General features: G+C 44.9%; 11 protein-coding genes and 1 pseudogene. 7 read left to right on the top strand and 5 right to left on the bottom strand.

Annotated features, from left to right (window positions below):
- On the top strand, positions 1-1152 hold a 1152-nt coding region (locus tag AC3A14_RS18770; protein ID WP_487779103.1), incomplete at its 5' end, for an SWIM zinc finger family protein.
- A 340-nt stretch (positions 1153-1492) separates the two neighbouring features.
- On the top strand, positions 1493-1825 hold the full coding sequence (locus AC3A14_RS18765; protein WP_318732939.1) for a type II toxin -antitoxin system TacA 1-like antitoxin: 333 nt from the start codon (positions 1493-1495) through the stop codon (positions 1823-1825).
- 154 nt (positions 1826-1979) lie between these two features.
- Here the strand turns inward: AC3A14_RS18765 and AC3A14_RS18760 are convergent, their stop codons facing one another.
- Positions 1980-2510, bottom strand: coding sequence for a P-loop NTPase family protein (locus AC3A14_RS18760; RefSeq protein WP_318732940.1), 531 nt, complete (start codon positions 2508-2510; stop codon positions 1980-1982).
- A 243-nt stretch (positions 2511-2753) separates the two neighbouring features.
- On the opposite strand from AC3A14_RS18760, the gene AC3A14_RS18755 reads away from it, so the two are divergent.
- Positions 2754-4073, top strand: coding sequence for an MFS transporter (locus tag AC3A14_RS18755; RefSeq protein WP_318732941.1), 1320 nt, complete (start codon positions 2754-2756; stop codon positions 4071-4073).
- Positions 4074-4287: 214 nt separating this feature from the next.
- Here AC3A14_RS18755 and AC3A14_RS18750 read toward each other — a convergent pair.
- Positions 4288-5378 (bottom strand): annotated as a pseudogene (locus AC3A14_RS18750) (class I SAM-dependent methyltransferase).
- A 142-nt stretch (positions 5379-5520) separates the two neighbouring features.
- Positions 5521-6942 (bottom strand): type I glutamate--ammonia ligase, encoded by a 1422-nt coding sequence (glnA, locus tag AC3A14_RS18745; protein WP_318699649.1) that lies wholly within the window; start codon positions 6940-6942, stop codon positions 5521-5523.
- A gap of 434 nt (positions 6943-7376) precedes the next feature.
- Between glnA and apcB the strand changes: the two genes are divergently transcribed.
- From apcB to AC3A14_RS18725, 4 genes are all read left to right on the top strand, one after another.
- Complete coding sequence (gene apcB / locus AC3A14_RS18740; RefSeq protein ID WP_271944124.1) at positions 7377-7886, top strand: allophycocyanin subunit beta; 510 nt, start codon at positions 7377-7379, stop codon at positions 7884-7886.
- A 405-nt stretch (positions 7887-8291) separates the two neighbouring features.
- Positions 8292-11159 (top strand): ATP-binding protein, encoded by a 2868-nt coding sequence (locus AC3A14_RS18735; RefSeq protein ID WP_318732943.1) that lies wholly within the window; start codon positions 8292-8294, stop codon positions 11157-11159.
- A 225-nt stretch (positions 11160-11384) separates the two neighbouring features.
- Entirely contained in the window at positions 11385-12773 is a 1389-nt protein-coding gene (locus AC3A14_RS18730; protein ID WP_318732944.1) for a sugar ABC transporter substrate-binding protein, read from the top strand.
- Positions 12774-12790: 17 nt separating this feature from the next.
- Positions 12791-15766, top strand: coding sequence for an ATP-binding protein (locus AC3A14_RS18725; RefSeq protein WP_318732945.1), 2976 nt, complete (start codon positions 12791-12793; stop codon positions 15764-15766).
- A gap of 23 nt (positions 15767-15789) precedes the next feature.
- Here AC3A14_RS18725 and AC3A14_RS18720 read toward each other — a convergent pair whose 3' ends face one another.
- Both AC3A14_RS18720 and AC3A14_RS18715 read right to left on the bottom strand, forming a co-directional pair.
- Positions 15790-18945, bottom strand: a complete 3156-nt coding sequence (locus AC3A14_RS18720; RefSeq protein ID WP_318732946.1) for a cyclic nucleotide-binding domain-containing protein — start codon at positions 18943-18945, stop codon at positions 15790-15792.
- Between the two features lie 35 nt (positions 18946-18980).
- The gene (locus tag AC3A14_RS18715; protein ID WP_318699654.1) at positions 18981-19562 is read right to left on the bottom strand and encodes a thioredoxin family protein; all 582 of its coding nucleotides are present in this window, start codon (positions 19560-19562) and stop codon (positions 18981-18983) included.
- Positions 19563-19699 lie beyond the last annotated feature (137 nt).

Here is a 19699-nt window from a genome sequence, read left to right as displayed (position 1 = left end):
AGACTGGGGGCAAGCTATGACGTATTTCAAAATATCAACGAATTCGCCTGCGGTACGACGAATATTGACTATTCTGCCGCCCTCTATGATGAATTCCAAAAAATCAGAAGCTACAAAACCACCCAATTTCAAGTCGATCCATCTGGCTTTGAAGTGCAAACCACCCACGAAGAGACATTCAAAGAAGTGAAAATCGATTTACCCGACAGTTGGGTAAGAGGCTTTTTGCAGGTGAGTTCTGCCATGTCACTCCCAGCAACCACCTTTGATTTACATCCTATGGATATTCACAATATTTGCCTGATTCTCCGACGCAACAAAGAGAGGAAAGGACCGCGTAGTTTGCGCTATATTCTGGAACCGGGACAACCGATTAAAGTAGTCTTCGATCCCTGGAATAAGGAAGTGGTGTGTTGGCGATCGCCCTATACTGGCAATAATAGCCAAGAAATCCGCGTATGGGGTCGTCGCCGTATCCATATTTTAGAGCGCTTAATCCCCATTGCCCAAAAATTCACCATCCACCTTTTAGGCACAGGAATGCCTTCTTTTTATGTTGCCGATTTAGGCGATATGTCCTTTACCTTGGGCTTATCCGGATGGACCGCCAATGACTGGTCAAGTTCCGGAAATTTTGACCTCATGGCTCCCCGCGCTGATGTCGATGAATGGACGCAAAAAATAATCTTTGATGCGCTGCGGGAAACTTGGGCAGAAACGCCAGCGAGTCTCGCCCAACGGTTAGGATTAAGTCAAACCGCCGTATTAGGAGCATTGGGAGCCTATACCCAAGCCGGACGCGCCATTTATGACCTCAATAAACAAGTTTATCGCCTGCGAGAATTAAGCCGCGAACCCCTACCCATGGAGCGTTTGCGATTTGCCAATGAGCGCGAAGAAAAAGCGACTCGTTTTTTAAGCGAAAATCAAGTCCAAGTCAGCAGTGTAACTGATTCAGGAGGGGCTTTACTTCTCCAAGGAACGGTTCGAGATCAAGGAAAAACTTATGCGCCCAATTTGACAATCGATCGAGATGAGCGTATAATTAAAGCAGAATGTACTTGCAACTGGCATCAGCAAAACAAGCTGTATAAAGGCCCTTGCGAGCATATCTTGGCATTACGGATGCACCATGCCCGTTTATTAACATAACCAAAAATCACACGATCTAATCATTGGCAAACAGCCTTGCAATCTGGGCGGTGCATCGCCGCTCTTGCGCTCAGTCCATCCATGCATCACTAGCCTGCTCGTGACGGTACGGTTCTCGGACTGGTGTAGCTATTTCAGTTTGGATTCTTTGAACCAAATGAACCACACCAGTCCGGAACCGCTTGAGTTGAGCAGTCTAGTCCTAGGGGTTTACGAAGGGGCAACCAATGGCTTTAGGTCGTGTGTTTTTTTGTGATTTCTGGCAAATAATGCGGAGTCAACATTCAATCTCTGTATAGATTTAAGGTAGACTGTTGATACAGAATCCAATCACTGCCCTATGTCTGACTCCAACTCGATCCGGGAATCCACTATCACGCTCCAACTCGAATCCCAACATTATCAACTCCTAGAAGAAGCCGCCACCTTAACTGGATTAAGTGTAACCGATTATATTGTACATCATGCACTGAGTGCGGCGATCGCCCACACCGCAATCCACAACTCATCCCACTCCCCTCAGTCCACAGCAGACGCTCAGTCCACACCGGACTTGATAAGCTCCCTGCTTGACAATAACCCTCAAGACCTCAATAACGTCGCAAAAGCCATCTTATCGACCCTTGCGTGGTCATCACCAGAAATTCTACAAAAAGGCAAAAACTCTCAATAACCTATAGCTGTGCAGCAGATTGAGTTTTCCATAGACTGCTGAACCTCTTCTAAACTACGGCCTTTAGCCCAGTAAGAGCGGTTACAAAGAAAGTCATGAATCACCTTAATATCAAGCTTTGCTCGATCGGTACAAATTGAATAGTCCATAGCCTTTAAGCTTTTTTCAATTCCGCATTAACCGTTTGCCAGAACTGCTTCACCTCTTGGGGCGATCGCAAATGATAAACTTGCTTTGTCGCGATCGCCCCATGGACATACTCTCGATATCTCGGAGTCAGTTGTTGGTGGCATAACCCAATTACCGAATAAGCTCTCAGTGTCCCTTTGAACAACGGACTATTTTCCGGCCAACCTTCGGGAGGTGTCCAAAGACCTTTAATCAATCGTTTCGTGACCCACCAATAATGAAGTAAAACTGGCATATCCAGATAAACTAAGGTATCTGCCCGATCCAGCCGCTCCCACACCGTATCCAGAGAACCAAATCCGTCAATGATCCATTGATCGTCTTCCAAGAGGCGATCGTGGGCAGATTTAAACTCTGCATGGGGCACTTCACTACCTCCAGGTCTATAGTTGAGGAGATCGAGTGGTATGAGAGGTAAACCAGTAATTTGTGCCAACTGTTTACTGAGGGTCGATTTACCACCACCAGTATTGCCAAAGACTGCCACTCTATTCATCGGGAAAATTGGATCTGAGGTTTAGTTTTAAGTTGATATTAACTGATCCCTGAAATATTTTGGGATAAATATTGAAAGATATTTGAAGATCCACAGTAACACAGGGTACATGAGGCTCGAAAGATCGCCAGTCGCTCACGATCGCCGAGTAGATACGGCCGTTTCCTCTGCTATGGGGTATATCAATAACGGTTTTTAAAGATTAAGCTAAAGTATATTAACAGCAGTTAACCAAAAATCCGAGTGACACCACTATCTAAAATTGAAGCCATCCAGGATCAGCCCGCTCACCAGAACAGTGATAGCAAAAAAAGCATCAAAACCATTATTCTTGCTGGTGTTGTCGGTAATGTGATCGAATGGTATGACTTTGCCCTTTATGGCTATTTAGCCCCCATCATCTCCCTACTGTTTTTCCCCAACGATAATCAGATTGTCTCTCTGCTACAAACCTATGGAGTCTTTGCCGCAGGATTCGTCATGCGACCTCTTGGAGCAGGAATTTTCGGTTATATTGGCGATCGCGTCAGTCGTCGAACTGAACTGTTTATCTCCGTGATCTTAATGGCAATCCCCACCTTCATATTGGGATTATTACCCACATATAACCAGATCGGGATTGCAGCACCCATTTTTTTAATTCTGCTCAGATTAGTTCAGGGATTATCCGTAGGCGGCGAATTCACGGGATCGGTAACCTACGTAGCAGAAACTGCTCCCCAAACTCGGCGCGGGTTCACCACTAGCTTTGTCAATGTCGGATCTACGATAGGTTTACTCTTGGGTTTAGGTATTGTGGCGTTGATCACCCATCTGCTTTCTGACAGCAACCTACTGACTTGGGGCTGGCGCTTACCGTTCTTATTTGGCGGTATATTGGGATTGACTGGACTCTACATTCGCAGTAATCTCCCCGATTCAGAAGTGTTTGAAGAACACCAGGAAGGCAGACAAGTTCCTCTACTAAGCGATCTGAGGCAATCCTTGGTTCCCATGCTTCAGGCCATGTTTTTTGCTGGAGGATATAGTTCTACTTACTACATCATTATGGTCTATATTCCGACCTATTTGGATCAATTCACCGATGTTTCCCGCAGTGGGGTTTTAGTCATTCATGTGGTTGCCCTCACCATCCAGATCCTGATTCTTCCCCTGTTCGGTTGGCTATCCGATACAACTCTACGGCGTAAATCCTGGTTATTGCTGGCAATTTTGAGTGTGGCACTGTTGGGTTTTCCTGCATTTTGGCTGTTGTTGCAACCGAATCATTACGAAGTCTGGTTGGCTCAAATCGGATTGGCGGTTTTCCTGGTTCCCTTGTTGGCGATTTCTCCCGTGATGATGGTGGAAATCTTCCCAACGGAGACTCGCTTGACTGCCTATTCTCTGTCTTTCAATCTCGGAGCGAGTATTATGGGGGGAACCTCTCTGTTAGTTTGTACCTGGCTGATTAATGCCAGTGGTAATATCTATGCTCCTGTCATTTATTTAGTCATTAGTGCCTGCATGAGTGCGATCGCCTTGGGATTTATGAGCGATCGCAGCCGCGAACCCTTACTCTGATCGACTTCTAAGAGCTGATTCCTAAAGGAAATCTTCAGAAGGCTATATAAATGGTTTGAGCCTGTATTAGTCAGAATTTATTACTATTTTAGTGAACCTCTTGCTGTTAGGCACTTTCAGCGACTTCGGGAATCAGCTCTAATAAAATTTAAACATAATGCACTCTTCAAAGCTAGCATCAAATAGCTTCAGTAATATAGTCTACCATGATGGATTAGCTATTCATTGGTGTGGCTATAGATTTTTTATCTTCTATGGGTTTGTGCGCCACCCAATATTTGCTCAGATAATGAGTATTAATTGCAATCTGCTCAAACCCGATTTTTTGCAGGCGATCGCCTAAATCATCGATCAGATAGCTTGGATAGTAGGGTTCATGAAAGTTCTGAGAAAACCAATTTAATACCGGAGTAATAGCAGGACTATCTTCTTTCTGGATGGAGTCACAAATAATCAAGGTTCCGCCGGGTTTGAGGACTCGGAAGCATTCATCAATCACTTTTTGGCGCGCTTTGGGAGGCAATTCGTGGAATAAAAAGACGCTGGTAATCCCGTGGAAACAATTATCTACATAGGGAAGTTCTTCTCCATTCGCTTGCAGCAGTTGCGGGAGTTCTCCGGGCATTTTGGAGAGTAATTGGTTGGCTTTGCGGAGATAATAGGGGATAGATCGATACCATACAAAGAGGCTTGAGGACAGGTTTGGCGAATGAATCTCAGGGTTCTCCCTGTACCGCAGGCAACATCAAGAATTTTAGCCGGTTTGGAGCTAGTGGGAGTGTCAGAGATCGACTGCTTCAGAGGAGCTAAAACCCTGCGCCGCATGGCATCTGCGGCTCCATTGAAGAGAATATCGACTTGCAGATCGTACAATTCGGCGGAGCGATCGCTCAAATAGCCATCAGTCTGATAATGGAAATTTTGTAGATAATACCGAGGATAAGTCGAGCGATCGACCTCTGACGGGAATACCTGATATTCTTGACGATTTTTCCGTTGCCAAGTGAGAGGTAAATCGAGCCAAATCATGGGATAAGTAGAGAATAAGTGTGGCCAATCTTCCTCAAACAACAGCTCTAGGGGATAAACTCCTGAGTTTGCTTCTTCCCAATCGACTTTTAATAGAGCGTCCAAGCGCTGTTGAACAATGCTTAATACTTGTGGATCGATCGCCGGTGTAGAACGCTTATGGCGATCGATCAAGACAGTAGACAATTGATAGGCCACACTCTTGTGAGCCAAGCTTAATGCATTCTTCGTTTGTTGCCACCCTTGATAGGCCAGTTCAGCTAAAGGATTCACCATCAATATTCGATATGAGAAGCTTCGTTTACCTGAATTAGTGTAATTCTTTTTACTAAAATAGCCACCTATCGTAGGTGGCTATCGCACCGGCAGTCACTCTTAATGGATTAAAAAACTATCAGAGGAAAAATCATCGCCTCTTCTAGACATCATAGTACAGGGCAAATTCATAGGGATGAGGACGCAAACGCATGGGATTAACCTCATTATCGAGCTTATACTCAATCCAATTGGTCACGAAGTCTTCCGTAAATACCCCGCCAGTCGTTAAGAACTCATGATCGGCTTCTAGAGCTTTGAGCGCATCGAGTAAAGAACCGGGAGTTGAAGGAACCTTGGCCAATTCTTCAGGGGAGAGATCGTAGATATCCACATCTAAAGATTCACCAGGATCGATTTTGTTTTGAATACCATCAATCCCAGCACAAAGCATGGCAGCAAAAGCCAAATAAGGATTACAAGTGGCATCGGGACAGCGGAACTCTAGGCGTTTGGCTTTCGGATTGGTTCCGGTTAAGGGAATGCGGATAGAGGCTGAACGGTTTCCTTGAGAATAGGCCAAGTTCACTGGAGCTTCAAATCCAGGAACCAGACGCTTATAGGAATTGGTAGAAGGATTGGTAAATGCCAATAAGGCAGGAGCGTGCTTGAGGATACCACCAATATAATGGAGAGCCATTTCACTCAAATTCGCGTAGCCATCTCCCCAGAATAGGGGCTGGCCATCTTTCCAAATGGATTGGTGGGTATGCATCCCAGAACCGTTATCATTAAAGACTGGTTTGGGCATAAAGGTCACGGTTTTACCGTAGCGTTTACCGACATTTTTGATCACATATTTATAGGTCATCAAATTGTCAGCCGCTTCAATCAGTTTGCCAAAACGGAAACCGAGTTCATTTTGTCCCCCTGTGGCTACTTCGTGGTGATGTTTTTCAATCGGTACTCCGCATTTCATCATGGTCAGTAACATCTCCGTCCGCATATCCTGCATGGTATCGGTGGGAGCAACGGGGAAATAGCCTTCCTTGTAGCGGGGTTTGTAGGCCAGGTTACCACCGGGTTCTTCGCGTCCGGAGTTCCAGCGGCCTTCAATGGAATCGACATAGTAATATCCAGCACTTTGGGTTTGGTCGAAGCGAACATCATCAAAGACAAAGAATTCTGCTTCCGGACCAAAATAGGCTGTATCGCCGAGACCGGTTGCTTGAAGGTAGTCGATCGCTTTTTGGGCAATGGAACGAGGATCTCGGCTATACCATTCCCCCGTCCGAGGTTCTTTAATACTACAGATGACGCTTAACGTCGGTTCAGCCATAAATGGGTCAATCCAAGCGGTAGTTGGATCGAGAACCATGCTCATATCAGATTCATTAATGGCTTTCCAACCGCGAATACTAGAACCATCGAAGGGTACGCCATCGGTGAAACTGCTTTCGTCGATTTGATCTTGATACAGGGTTAAATGCTGCCAGATTCCAGGCATATCGACAAATTTCAGGTCGATCATCTGGATCTTTTCATCTTGAACGTATTTCAAGAATTCTGCTGAGGTTTGGAACATGGATTACTCCTTATGAGTTGGTATTGAGTCAGTCTTGAGGTTCAGAGCGTGAGGTTCCTTAGCTTTGAGACCTTCGTTTTCCGCGACCTGAAGAGGAAAATTGACAACCAGTTAGGTCTGGAACAGTGACTGGCCAGACGTTGGTTGCATCAATCCTTTGCCTTGGCGATCGCTGTCCCAGTTTTCTAGCTCATCCATCCTAGGGAATAGGTGTCAGTCAGTTTTGTATAGCTCATTACTAAAATATTTGATCCAGCATGGCGGTTTTTTTAGCAATGTCTTAACAATTCTGATGACTGTGGCGATCGCTCTGAGAGGATGTCCTCTAAACTTGAGGCTGAAATGGGGATGCGTTTTATAGTAAACTCCAAAATGGATATTATGCATTAATCCCCTTTAATAACGAATACGCTGTGTTGGGAGAGTAAATACAAATGCGGGATGCAGTCACAAGCTTAATTTCAAATTACGATATTACAGGTCAGTATCTAGACCGCAATGCCCTAGACCAAATCAAATCCTATTTTGACAGCGGTCTGGCTCGGATTCAGGCGGCTAATGTGATTACGGGTAATGCTGCTAGTATTGTCAAGCAAGCAGGTTCCCAATTATTTGAGGAACTACCTGAATTAATCCGTCCTAGTGGAAATGCTTATACGACTCGTCGCTATGCGGCTTGTCTGCGAGATATGGATTATTATCTCCGCTATGCCAGTTATGCTCTGGTTTCTGGAAATACCGATGTTCTAGACGAGCGGGTCCTACAAGGCTTGCGGGAAGTCTATAATTCTCTAGAGGTTCCCATCGGCCCCACGGTTCGCGGCATTCAAATTATGAAGGAGATTGTCAAAGCACAAGTGGCAGAAGCGGGTGTGGCTGATACCAGTTTTGTGGATCAACCCTTTGATCACATAGCTCGTGATTTAAGTGAGAAGAATGTGTAACGGTTCATTTTGAACTTCTCACTGGTAGGGGCAAGTGACAACACTTGCCCCTATTCGTTGATTGGATCATAGGTCATGGGTCATAGACCAATATAAATCGCAACAAGAAAACTTCGATCGGTCTATTCATGCTGCCCTAGTTGTCGCTAATCCCACCATGCCGTACACTCTGTTGATTGAAGGAGAAAAAAATGAGATCTTTTCAATCAATACTGCAATAATGAACCATTAAATAATTAAGAATTGAATAGGCTTTAGCCTGGACGCAATCATTGATGTTTATCATCCGTGGAAAGAAGAGGATCGCATCAGTAATCAGTGGTTGATCTTTCTTTCTAAATCTATAATCGTAACATAAAAGCCACCCTGGAAGGGCGTTGCTCCAAACCCAATTTTCCTGGTAAAATGCGAACCTCAAATATTATCCCCTGGTTGCTGAATCTAGCTTGCCTTGTCCCCCCTCTCTTGCTGACCAGTGTTTTGGTGTTGTTTTATCGCCTGCGGGTTCCGGAACTCCACCGTCAAGCCCAAGACCAACGGGAGGCGATCGCCGAGCAATTTGTCAGTCAGATGAACCAACAGGTGGCGATATCCTACCAAATCGTCAATACGGTAGTTAATATAGTCGGCCCCCTACGGGGCGATCGCACTCAGGTAGCAGAGCGTCTTCGTGATCTTCTGGAATCTACCGATCCCCAACTGATTTATGGCATTGGAGTTTGGTTTGAGCCAGGAGAGTTTGAGCCAGATGTGCGTCATTTTGGCCCTTATATACATCGAGATCTAAAGCAGCGCGATCGCTTGATTCTCACCGATGAATGGCAAGCCCCCGACTACAATTTCCATGCTCAACATTGGTATCTGTTAGCCAAAAAGAATCTGGGACAGCCCCAATTTATCGAGCCGTATTTTGATACAGATCTCATTTATATCACTCTCGGCCAAAGCTTCACTCAACCCAATTCGCCTAAAGTCGCAGGGGTAGCCTCAGTGGATATCACCCTCCCCCTCTTGCAAGAGCAAATTGCCAGACTCAACACCCAGCCTGAAGACATGGTTTACCTCACCACATCCTCCGGTAACGTTTTTGTTCACCCCAATCACCAGAAGCTCCTGGCAGCAGCCAAAGCCAAAAATCCTGGGATTCAAACAATTTTGGAGGTGTCTGGTGCAGAACTCGATGCGTTCCACCAAACTCACTATCGGGACTTTATCCCCACCTCTAGCATCACTATTCCCAATTTAGGCTGGCAGATCCATGTGCTAACTCAACAGGACTATTTTTTAGCTAAGATCGTTGAACTCCGACACGCCATCAGTCTCCAGATTCTAGTGATTTGGCTCGGTACAGGTGGCTTATTGATCGTTTTGAATTACACGATCTTGAATCGCTATAAAGTACGTCAACTTCGAGCCTATTCCCTCACGTTAGAACAAGAAGTTGCCAAGCGATCGGCCCAACTTGAAGAGCAAAAAACTTTCCTACGCAAAGTTATCGATACTACGCCCAATATCATCTTTGTCAAAGATACCGAAGGGCGTTTTATTTTGGGTAATCAAGCCCTGGCTGAAATCTATCAGACCACCGTTGAAAATCTCGTGGGTAAAACTGATGCAGAATTTGGCGTACTCATTCCTGAAGAAATAGAACGATTTCAAAAAATTGATCGCTGGGTTTTGAGCCATGGTCAACAACAAGTGGTTGAAGAATCAGTCACCCAAGCTAATCGTCAAGTCCGATGCTTTCACTCCATCAAAACGCCTCTGATTCTAGCTGAGAATCAACCGCCCTATTTACTTGGCGTGGCTACAGATATTACAGAACGGAAAGCGATCGAGGCAGAAGTCCGACAGGCAAGGGAAGCCGCAGATCTGGCTAACCAAGCCAAAAGTGAATTCCTCGCCAACATGAGTCATGAGCTACGCACCCCCCTAAACGGCATCCTGGGTTATGCCCAGATTTTGCAGCGTAGCAATGCAATGAGTCAAGAAGATCGCAAAGGAGTTGAGGTCATTTACCAAGCAGGTACTCACCTGTTGACCTTAATTAACGATGTCTTGGACTTAGCCAAAATCGAAGCCCGTAAATTAGAATTAATCCCCCAGACGGTGAACTTCCCCTCATTTATCACTGGAGTAGCCGAAGTAATTGGTATTAAAGCTCAAGAGAAAGGTTTAGAGTTTCAAACCATTACCCCTCCTCAGTTGCCAGAAGCGGTTTATGTTGATTCCAAACGGTTACGCCAAGTTCTCTTAAATCTATTAGGCAACTCCATCAAGTTCACTCACCAAGGTGAGGTAATGTTAACCGTTGAGGTCATGGGTTTACCTCAACCAAGTCTACAGTTAGATGCAACCATTGTGTCCATACGCTTCACTGTATTAGACACGGGTGTCGGTATGACCCCAGAGCAAGTCGAGAACATCTTCTTGCCTTTTGAGCAAGTGGGGGAACAGAAGCAAAAAGCGGAAGGAACCGGGTTAGGTCTGGCCATTAGTCGTCAAATTGTGGAAATGATGGGGGGAAACATTCAAGTCAGTAGCGAGTTGGGTAAAGGCAGCCGTTTCTGGTTTGAGGTCAACCTTCCCCTCGTGGAAGATTGGAAAGAAGAACTAACCGTTGGAGCTGAGGGCAAGATTATTGGCTATGACGGCCGGCGGTGCAAAGTTCTGATTGTGGATGATAAAATTGTGAATCGTATGGTGGTCAAAGAAGTGCTGGAACCGTTAGGATTTCTGGTGGCGGAAGCGGAAAATGGCCAGCAAGGCATTAAGCAATATCAGCAATTCCAACCGGATTTAATTATCACTGATTTGGTAATGCCAAAACTCGATGGTTTTGAACTGGCTCGTCGAATTCGAGAAGAAGACTCAGAGGTAAGGATTATTGCTTCGTCAGCCAGTAGGCTCGAACACGATCAAGACCGCAGTATCGTGTCGGGTTGTAATGATTTTATACCCAAACCGTTGCAGATCGAGCAATTGTTGAGTCGAATTCAGAAGTTACTGGAATTAGACTGGATTTGCGAAAAGGCGATCGCCACCTCCGAGACGACAGTGTCCGAACTCATGTATCCCCCTAGGGAAGAATTAACCGCCTTAAAAGAGTTCGCCCAAGTCGGAGACATTAGCGGTGTAGAAGAAGAAGTAGAGCGACTGCGTGGTTTGGATGAGAAATATGGGGTGTTCTGCGATCGCATCCTTGCCTTTACCTATGAGTTCGACGATACAGGAATCTTGGAATTCATCTCGACTGTAGTCCATAATTCATAATTTCGTGTTAATCCAAGTCTTTCTATCTAAGAGATACAGCACTTTTCTCTGCTATGAGGTACATAAATGACTGTTTTTAACGATAGCTAGAACAGCCAAAAGCTCCATTAATTATGTTGTTTACTCCCCATCAGAGCGCAAAGCGCTGTATCTCTTATGAAAATCCGATCTATTCTTCTGTTATGCTTTCTTTCTGGAATAGCAACATTTCTGGTGAGTTGCTCTATGTCCCCAGTTGAGTCTCAACGCGATCCTGCTATCGTAGATACGGAGGATGATTCCTCACCTAGTGAAGACGATTCATTGGTTATTTGGTGGCAGCAATCCTTTGTCAGTCAAGGAAATGAAGAGATTGCTGGGCTAGTCCAGGAGTGGGAAAAAAAATCTGGGATTAAAACGACTTTAAAATTAAAATCTGAAGCTATTTACGAACAACTTGAAAGTTCTTTCGCGCCAGGGTTGTATAGAAATATCGCACAAGGCAATGCTCCAGATATTATTACCATTGTCGATCTCTATGAGATCGTTCCCCAGTTAGCTTGGGAAGGAAAGTTAGCCGATGTTTCTGATGTGATTGAACCGATCGCAGATTCATTCTATCCGGGCGCTTTAGATGCCGTTAATTATCTAAACAGTACCCTAGGCGATCGCAGCTTTTATGCCATTCCTATGGGGATAGGGACTCATAATATTCACTATTGGAAACCCTATCTCAATCGCCTTGGACTTACAGACAGCGATATTCCTCAAGATTGGCACGGTTTTTGGCAATTTTGGCAAGATGTGCGCGATCGCCTCCACCAGTTAGGAGAGAAAGAGATTAGCAGTTTTTGTATAACCCTCAATAAAGAGGCAAGTGATGGGACTGAGGCCTTTTTACAGTTTCTTCACGGTCATAATGGCAATATCTTCGATCGTGAGGGGAGGTTTGTACTCGATCTCCCAGAGAATCGTCAAGCATTAATTAACGCCCTCTCACAGTTATATATTTTACATCGAGAGGGATATATTCCCCCGGAATCGATGGAGTGGACAAATGCCGATAATAATTTTTACTTTCTCGATCGCCAATGTTTATTAGTAACCAATGGTACACTATCCATTCCTGTCACTCAGAAACAGGCTGATAATCCTTACACCCAGAAAGTGAGAAATCGCTACATGAACGAAATTGTTACGATGTCGAGTTGGCCCAATACGGTCAAGGGCAGTCCTTTAAAAATTTTTATCGGACAATCTTTTCTGGTTTATAGTTTTGTACCTGCCAATGCTAAACGCCCAGAAGCCGCCAAACAATTTTTAGCTTATTTACTACAACCCGAAAATCTCCAACTCTTGATCGAACAGGAGAAAGGACGATTTTTGCCTCCCATGCCAGAACTTTTGCATACCTCGTTGTGGCAGAAGGCTGACCCTCACTTGGCCGCTGTAGAAAGCCTGTCTGCCGAGAACATTCAGGCTTATCCAACTATCCTAAATCCAGCCTACGCAAAAATTAGTAAGAAGAAGATATTCACTACAGCTTTAGAGAGGGTCATTCAAGAAGGGGTCTCTCCAGAAGAGGCCGCAGATGATGCGATCGCTCAAATTCAGGATATTATCAACCACTATTAAGATCGGGAGAAAACATCGTGACATTTCCCATTAGAAAAAGTCTTTTAGTTCAATTAACCAGCTATTTTTCTCTGTTATCGGCGATCGTTATCGGCGTTGTGGCTTTTTCTGCTTACTATCAAGCTAGGTGCGCTCTGATGAAAGAGGTGGTCGATCGCCTAAGCGCCACCATCGCCTTAAAAAGTACCCAACTTGATGGGTGGGTAGACCATCAGATCCAAGATATTCTTTTAGTGAGTCAACAACCTCCCGTTCAAGAAGCAGTAGCAACTTTGCTGATGACTGACGAATCAGAAGCCACTTATCAAGAAACGGAGCAAGCACTCAGACGCTATATTGATGACTGGACAACTATCAAGTCGAATTTACACAATATCCGCATCACAGATACCGGCAGCACTGTTATATTTGATGCCCAACATCCAGAAATCAAAGGCAGATATCGACCCAATGCTGCACCAACCACCTTTTTTACATCCGAGACGGCTGATGCGATCTCTCCTTACTTCTACATTTCTCCGATGACGGGTCAATCGGCGATTACGTTTGCCACTCCCATTGTTGATGACGCAAACATCCAAATGGGCGCGATCGCCGTCGATCTAGACCTAGCAGATATCGATACTCTGATTCGCAATAATACAGGGTTGGGCGAAACCGCAGAAACTTATCTAGTCGGTAACAGCAGACAAGGGGCGATCTTTATCTCCATAGAGGGCAAGGAAAATCTACAATCCCAAGCCCAAATTAGCAGTGTGGGAATCGATCTCGCGATCGAGGGTCAAAATGGCTTTGGACTCTACAAAAATTACGCAGACATTCCCGTAGTCGGAGTTTATCGTTGGCTTCCCAACCAAGAATTAGCATTGCTGGCAGAAATTTCTCAAGCCGAAGCCTTTACTCCAGCCAGACAACTGGCACGTAATATCGTTCTGATTGGCTTGTGTTCTACTGGAGTCTTGTTAGTGGGAGTCTATTTGCTCTCTCGAGAAATTGTCCGTCCGATTGTAGCGATCTGTCAAGCCGCAGAATCTCTAGCAGCAGGAGATTTAAACCAAACTGCACCCGTAATAACCAAAAATGAAGTTGGACGGCTGGCATCGACATTTAATCAAATGGCAGGGCAGTTAAAAGAATCTTTTTCCACCTTAGAACAGCGAGTGGAAGAACGGACTCAAGACTTGCAAGAAAATCAACGGGTTCTAAGGACCCTGATGAGTAATTTACCAGGGATGGCATACCGTTGTCTCCACGATGAATATTGGACGATGAAATTTGTCAGTCAGGGAGGTTACGACCTCACGGGTTATTCCTCCGAAGACCTAATTGACAACCGTACGATCGCCTATAGTGACCTCATTGATCCGAGAGATCGCCCGCTCGTCGAAAGTACAATGGAAGCAGCAATAGAGCAGCACAAACCCTTCCAACTCGTCTATCGCTGCATTACGGCAACCGGAGAACTCAAATGGTTTTGGGAACAAGGAACTGGCGTGTATACAGAAGAAGGTAAAATCACCTTTATCGAAGGCTTTATTACCGATATTAGCGAGCGCAAGCAAGTTGAAGAAGCTCTTGCAGAAGCTAAACGAATGTCTGACAGTGCCAACCAAGCCAAAAGCGAATTTTTGGCAAACATGAGTCATGAGTTACGTACTCCGCTCAATGGTATCTTGGGCTATGCCCAGATCTTACAGATGAGTAATGAACTGAGTCAGAAGGATCGCAAAGGTGTTGATGTGATTCGTCAAGCAGGAACTCATCTGTTAACCCTGATTAACGATGTCTTGGACTTAGCCAAAATTGAGGCTCGCAAGCTAGAACTGCTCCCTGAAACTGTAAATTTTTCGTTATTTTTACAGAGTGTTGCAGAAGTTATCTGCATTAAAGCAGACCAGAAAAGTCTAGAGTTTCAACTGATTATCCCTTCCCAGTTACCGGAAGGCGTTTATATAGACCCCAAACGATTACGCCAAGTTCTCTTAAATCTACTGAGTAACTCGATCAAATTCACCCATCAGGGTAAGGTGACATTGACAGTTGAACCGATGGATTTACCCCAAATCAGTCCAGAGTTAGATACAACGGTTATGCCGATACGCTTCACCGTAAAAGATACCGGTATCGGTATGACTCCTGAGCATATAGAGAAAATCTTCTTGCCCTTTGAGCAAGTGGGGGATCGGCAGCAAAAATCAGAAGGGACAGGTTTGGGTCTAGCAATCAGCCATCAAATTGTGGAGATGATGAGAGGTGAAATTCAAGTGAGTAGCGAGTTGGATAAAGGGAGCTGTTTCTGGTTCGAGGTCAACCTTCCTCTGGTTCAAGATTGGCCAGAAGAACTCAGTGTTGCCGTCAAGGGTAAGATTGTGGGTTATAACGGCCAGCAGCGCAAGGTTCTAATTGTGGACGATAAAAGTATCAATCGTATGGTTGTCCGTGAAGCGCTAGAAATTATGGGCTTTGTGGTAGCAGAAGCTGAAGATGGGGAGCAAGGTATTGAAGAGTATCAGAAATTTCAGCCGGATTTAATCATCACAGATTTGATCATGCCTAAGCTCGATGGCTTTGAACTGGCTTGTCGCATTCGCCAACAAGACTCAGAGGTGACGATTGTTGTCTCTTCAGCCAGCCTACTCGAAAACGATAAAGAGCGCAGCATCATTGCCGGTTGTAATGATTTTGTGCCCAAGCCTGTGGACATGAAGCAACTATTGGGTCGGATTCAGAAGTTACTCGAATTAGAGTGGATTTATGAAACTTCGATGACTCCATCAGAAGCAGCCACTTCTGAACTCATTTATCCCCCTAGGGAACAATTAACGGACTTAAAAGAGTTGGCTCAAGAGAGTGACATTACTGGTGTTGAGGAAGAAGTAGAACGACTGCGGGGTAAGGATAGTAAATATGGGGTGTTCTGCGATCGCATCCTTGCCCTTGCCAATGAATTTGATGATAGGGGAATTGTAGAATTCTTAGCCCACGTAATATAGCACGAAGCGCTCTATTCTATTCCCTAGCGCCAATCGCTATAACTCGTCTGCGGTTGAGAGAGACACCAGAGAAGGCGAGGACAGCGATCGATGAGGATCTCAAACTGTTTGCTCGATAGGGTTAAAAATGTGCAATGGGTTTGAGTAACAATTTTATACCAAATATTTTCCAAGGCAGCTATTTCGCCAAAATATTGCCCAGCACTCAGGGTTAAGGTCTGGCTTTCTAAAGGTTTGGGATGGGAATATAAAGTAACCTGACCTTCGGCAATGAGATAGAGTTTCGCTTGATGGGGGTCACCCGCGTAAAGGGTGGCATGAGCGGGTAAATGTGCGGGATAAAAGAGAGGGTTGAGTTCTTCCAATTCATCCAGGGAAAGGATATGGAATAAGGCTGTACTTTTAAGGAAAAAGAGTTGTTTTAAGAACCAGTCCTGTTGGGGAATTTCTTCTTGTTGTCTAGTGGCGAGGGATTGGGCGATTCTACGAACCAAGGGGTGTGGATCTTCTTGTAAGTGGCAGGGAATTAGATAGGGGTTGGTGGTCGAGTGTAGTCGAAGTTCTGAGAGCATCAATAAAGCACCAAGGCGTAACCAGCGATCGCTCTGTTCACTCAACTGGTAAATTAATTCTGATTCCGATAAAGATGGGGTAGAAACGAAGGGTTGCTCCTCTTCTAAAAGAGGCAGGATAGGACGGATAAATCGTTGATGTTTAACTGACATCAGCGTTTCTAGAGCATTGGCTCGCAGACGAGGATCGGTACTTGTGAGGAGAGGTTGAATCTGTTTAATTATGTTCTGGTTATCGAGTACCGATAAGATATAAAAGACACGCTGAATGACCCGTTTTTGATAATCTTGAAGGATTGTTTTCAGGAAAGGAGCATAGGGGGCATGGGGTCGAATACTCTTAATCCAGGATGGGGTTTGGGCAACTCCTTTACAATCCGGTTTGAGAAAATCATAGAGGAGGTTAATGGCGCGGCGAGTTCCGACTTTGGCTATAGTGGCGATCGCCATTTCCACCACCTCATAGCGAGGGGAATACAAATAGACACGAGCCACCTTTAAGCTAGCTTCTCCATAATTGGCTAATGCAGTAGCAGCCCATAATCGTACGGCTAAACTCGAATGTTGTAGCCCCATCGCCACATCAAGGAGCAAACTGGGACTTTTGACCACTCCCATAACTTTAAAAGCAATTGCCCTAGATAACGGATCGACATTGGCTAATTGACTCGCTGCTAACTTCCCGACCTCCTGTTCTCCAGGGCGAGCCAGTAGAGCTAAAACATCCAATCCTTGACGACTGACTTCTAAGGAAGCATCTTTCAAAAGCCTTTGCAGGTAGGGAATAAATTGACGATTTTTAGTGCTGCGAATGGCTCGAATAAGGGTCAGTTTAGTCGTTTCATCTAGGGGAGTATTCCAAAAGAGGTTGCAGCTCTCCTGAATTTTCGGGTTTTTACTTCGGGCTTCAATAGACGCAACACACAAGAGAGCTTCTTGTTGAAGATTGGGGTTTTTGTGGAGCTTTTCTAATTGTTCGTTAGGGAGTCGGTATTTACTAGCAATAATCGCTTCTAGGGCTAACAAGCGTAGGCTTTGATCCTCGCTTTGCAGGAAATGCTCTAGAAATTTGAACATCTGAGGATGAGGACAGCTTTGGAAAAATTGAATTAGGTGGGGATGAAGATCTCGGTGATGAAGAAGAAAGAGGGGTTGAATGTAGGGCAAGAATTGTTGGGGTCGTTTGAGGCAGGAGGCAAGGGAAAGACCTAAGATTTGATTTTGGATCTCTTTGCTCTTGAGTAGTTCAATGACTTCTGTTTCGCAGTGTTCTGGTAATTTTGGTAATCCCACTCCTACCTCATGCCATTGGGTGGAACCCGATCGCAATAAACTCAGCAAGGATTGTAGATAGCTTTTGCCCATAGCATAGCGAACTAGCAGAAATAGGAGGCTTAATCCCAGACCTAGTTCGGCAATTTGTAACTGGCTGAATTGATCCAATCCCCATAGTAAAATACCCGCCATCGCTAGACCCAGGGAATAAAATAAGCCATTGCTAATGGTGCGAATGCGGCCGACTAAATCATAGGGAACCGCGTTATAGTTCAAGCTTTGAATGGGTTGATTAATGCTATCTTCAATGCCATTGGTGTTAAAATTACACGCCATGGCACTGATTAAATTCCCTTGAGTACCTAATCCCAGAAAGCTGAGGAAGGTGGTGACGGGATAAAGCAGGTTCATCCCCATTACTCCAATCCGATTGAGTAGGGGTTGGGTGAGGGGGTAGAGGATAATAAAAGGAATGATGCTGTTAATCATCCGCATCGTTCCTAAAAACCCAGTGAGTTGGCGATCGCTGGTAAAGTTCTCGGCGTAGATACTAAAGTAGAGGAATTCGCCAATCGTATACAAAAGAATGGTTAAAAAAGTACTGGTGGCTAAGAAGCCAATGATGGGATATTTTTTTAGGGTTTCTAACCGGGAAATGGGAGTTGAAGACTGGACTTGATTAGGCGAAGGTGAGGATTTTATCGGAGTTTGGGTATGGTCGAGATAGAGCAGTTGAATAAAGACGAGCGCATAAAAGAGGGGCAGAATTAAGATCAGATTTTCTGGTACAACTTTTTGCGAGAGAATACTGATTAATCCTCCCCCTAATAAGCCTCCTAAAGCGGTTGCCATTCTTAGGGAGGGGGCATATCGTTTCCAGTCTAAAGTCGTGAAGTAATCGGTTACTAAGCTGGGAAAGAGAACTTCGGTGACTAAAGTCCATTGGATATAAAAGCTGATATAAAGAACGAAGTAAACCCAGGGACGATCGAAGACGATGAGCAGACGTAGGGATAGGGCTAATGCCAGGGCAAGGATGAGAAAATACTGAAATAATCGGGGGCGATGGGTGCGATCGACAATTTGCGATAAGCCTAGATATACTGGGATCGAAACGACACCCATCAGCATATAGGATCGGGGCAAAGAAGATGCCCCCGCATGTTGTAAAAATAAGGCGCTTCCCAGGGTTAAACCGATCGCACTAAAGCTCATCATGGAGATGGCTAAGAGAAACAGTTGGGTTAAACGGTTTTCCAGAATTCTCAAAGGTTTGGTGATGGGTAATCGGTAATGGCTAATGGCTAATAGGTTTCCTCCAGGTCTCCCCATCTCCTTACCTCCATGTCTCCCCGTTGGCGATCAGCTTAACCATAGTAAGAGGGTTCATTACCTGGTTTCCACTTAATATTACAACCAAGACTCGGTCTTTGTTCTGGAGCTACAGGTTGTCCAGCTAAAGTTGCATCGATCGCTTTCCTCAAATCTGTACCGGTTACCGGAATATTTGTGCTGGGGCGAGAGTCATCGAGTTGACCTCGGTAAACGAGGCGGCGATCGCTATCAAACAAGAAAAAATCTGGTGTGCAAGCGGCAGTATAACTTTTGGCTACTTCCTGGCTTTCTTCGTAGCAAACGGGAAAGGTAAACCCTAATTCTAAAGCCATCTGTTTTAATTGTTCAGGAGAATCATCCGGATGTTTGACGATATCATTAGAACTGATCGCGACGATTCCTAAGTCCGTATTCTGATAATCTTGCCCTAGGCTTGACAATTGGCTTTGAATGTGCTTCACAAAGGGGCAATGTTTACAAATAAACATCACCAACAGGGCTTTTTTCTGGGCAAAAGTCTCTACAGAAATAATTTCTTCAGAAACTACATCTGGGAGTTGAAAGCTGGGCGCTAGAGTCCCTAACGCCAACATGGTTGATTCTGTTCTAGCCATAGGGATTAAATGCACAACGCTGGTTTAACTCACGTTAATTGTACAAGTCAATCCCAATATCTTGACACTCTGCGCTCTGAAGAGACGCAGATTCTCCAGGCTATACATGGAAGGGTCTGTCAAAAGGCATTTGGAGC

Source organism: Roseofilum sp. (assembly GCF_982964205.1).
This window is presented reverse-complemented; position numbering and strand designations above follow the sequence as displayed.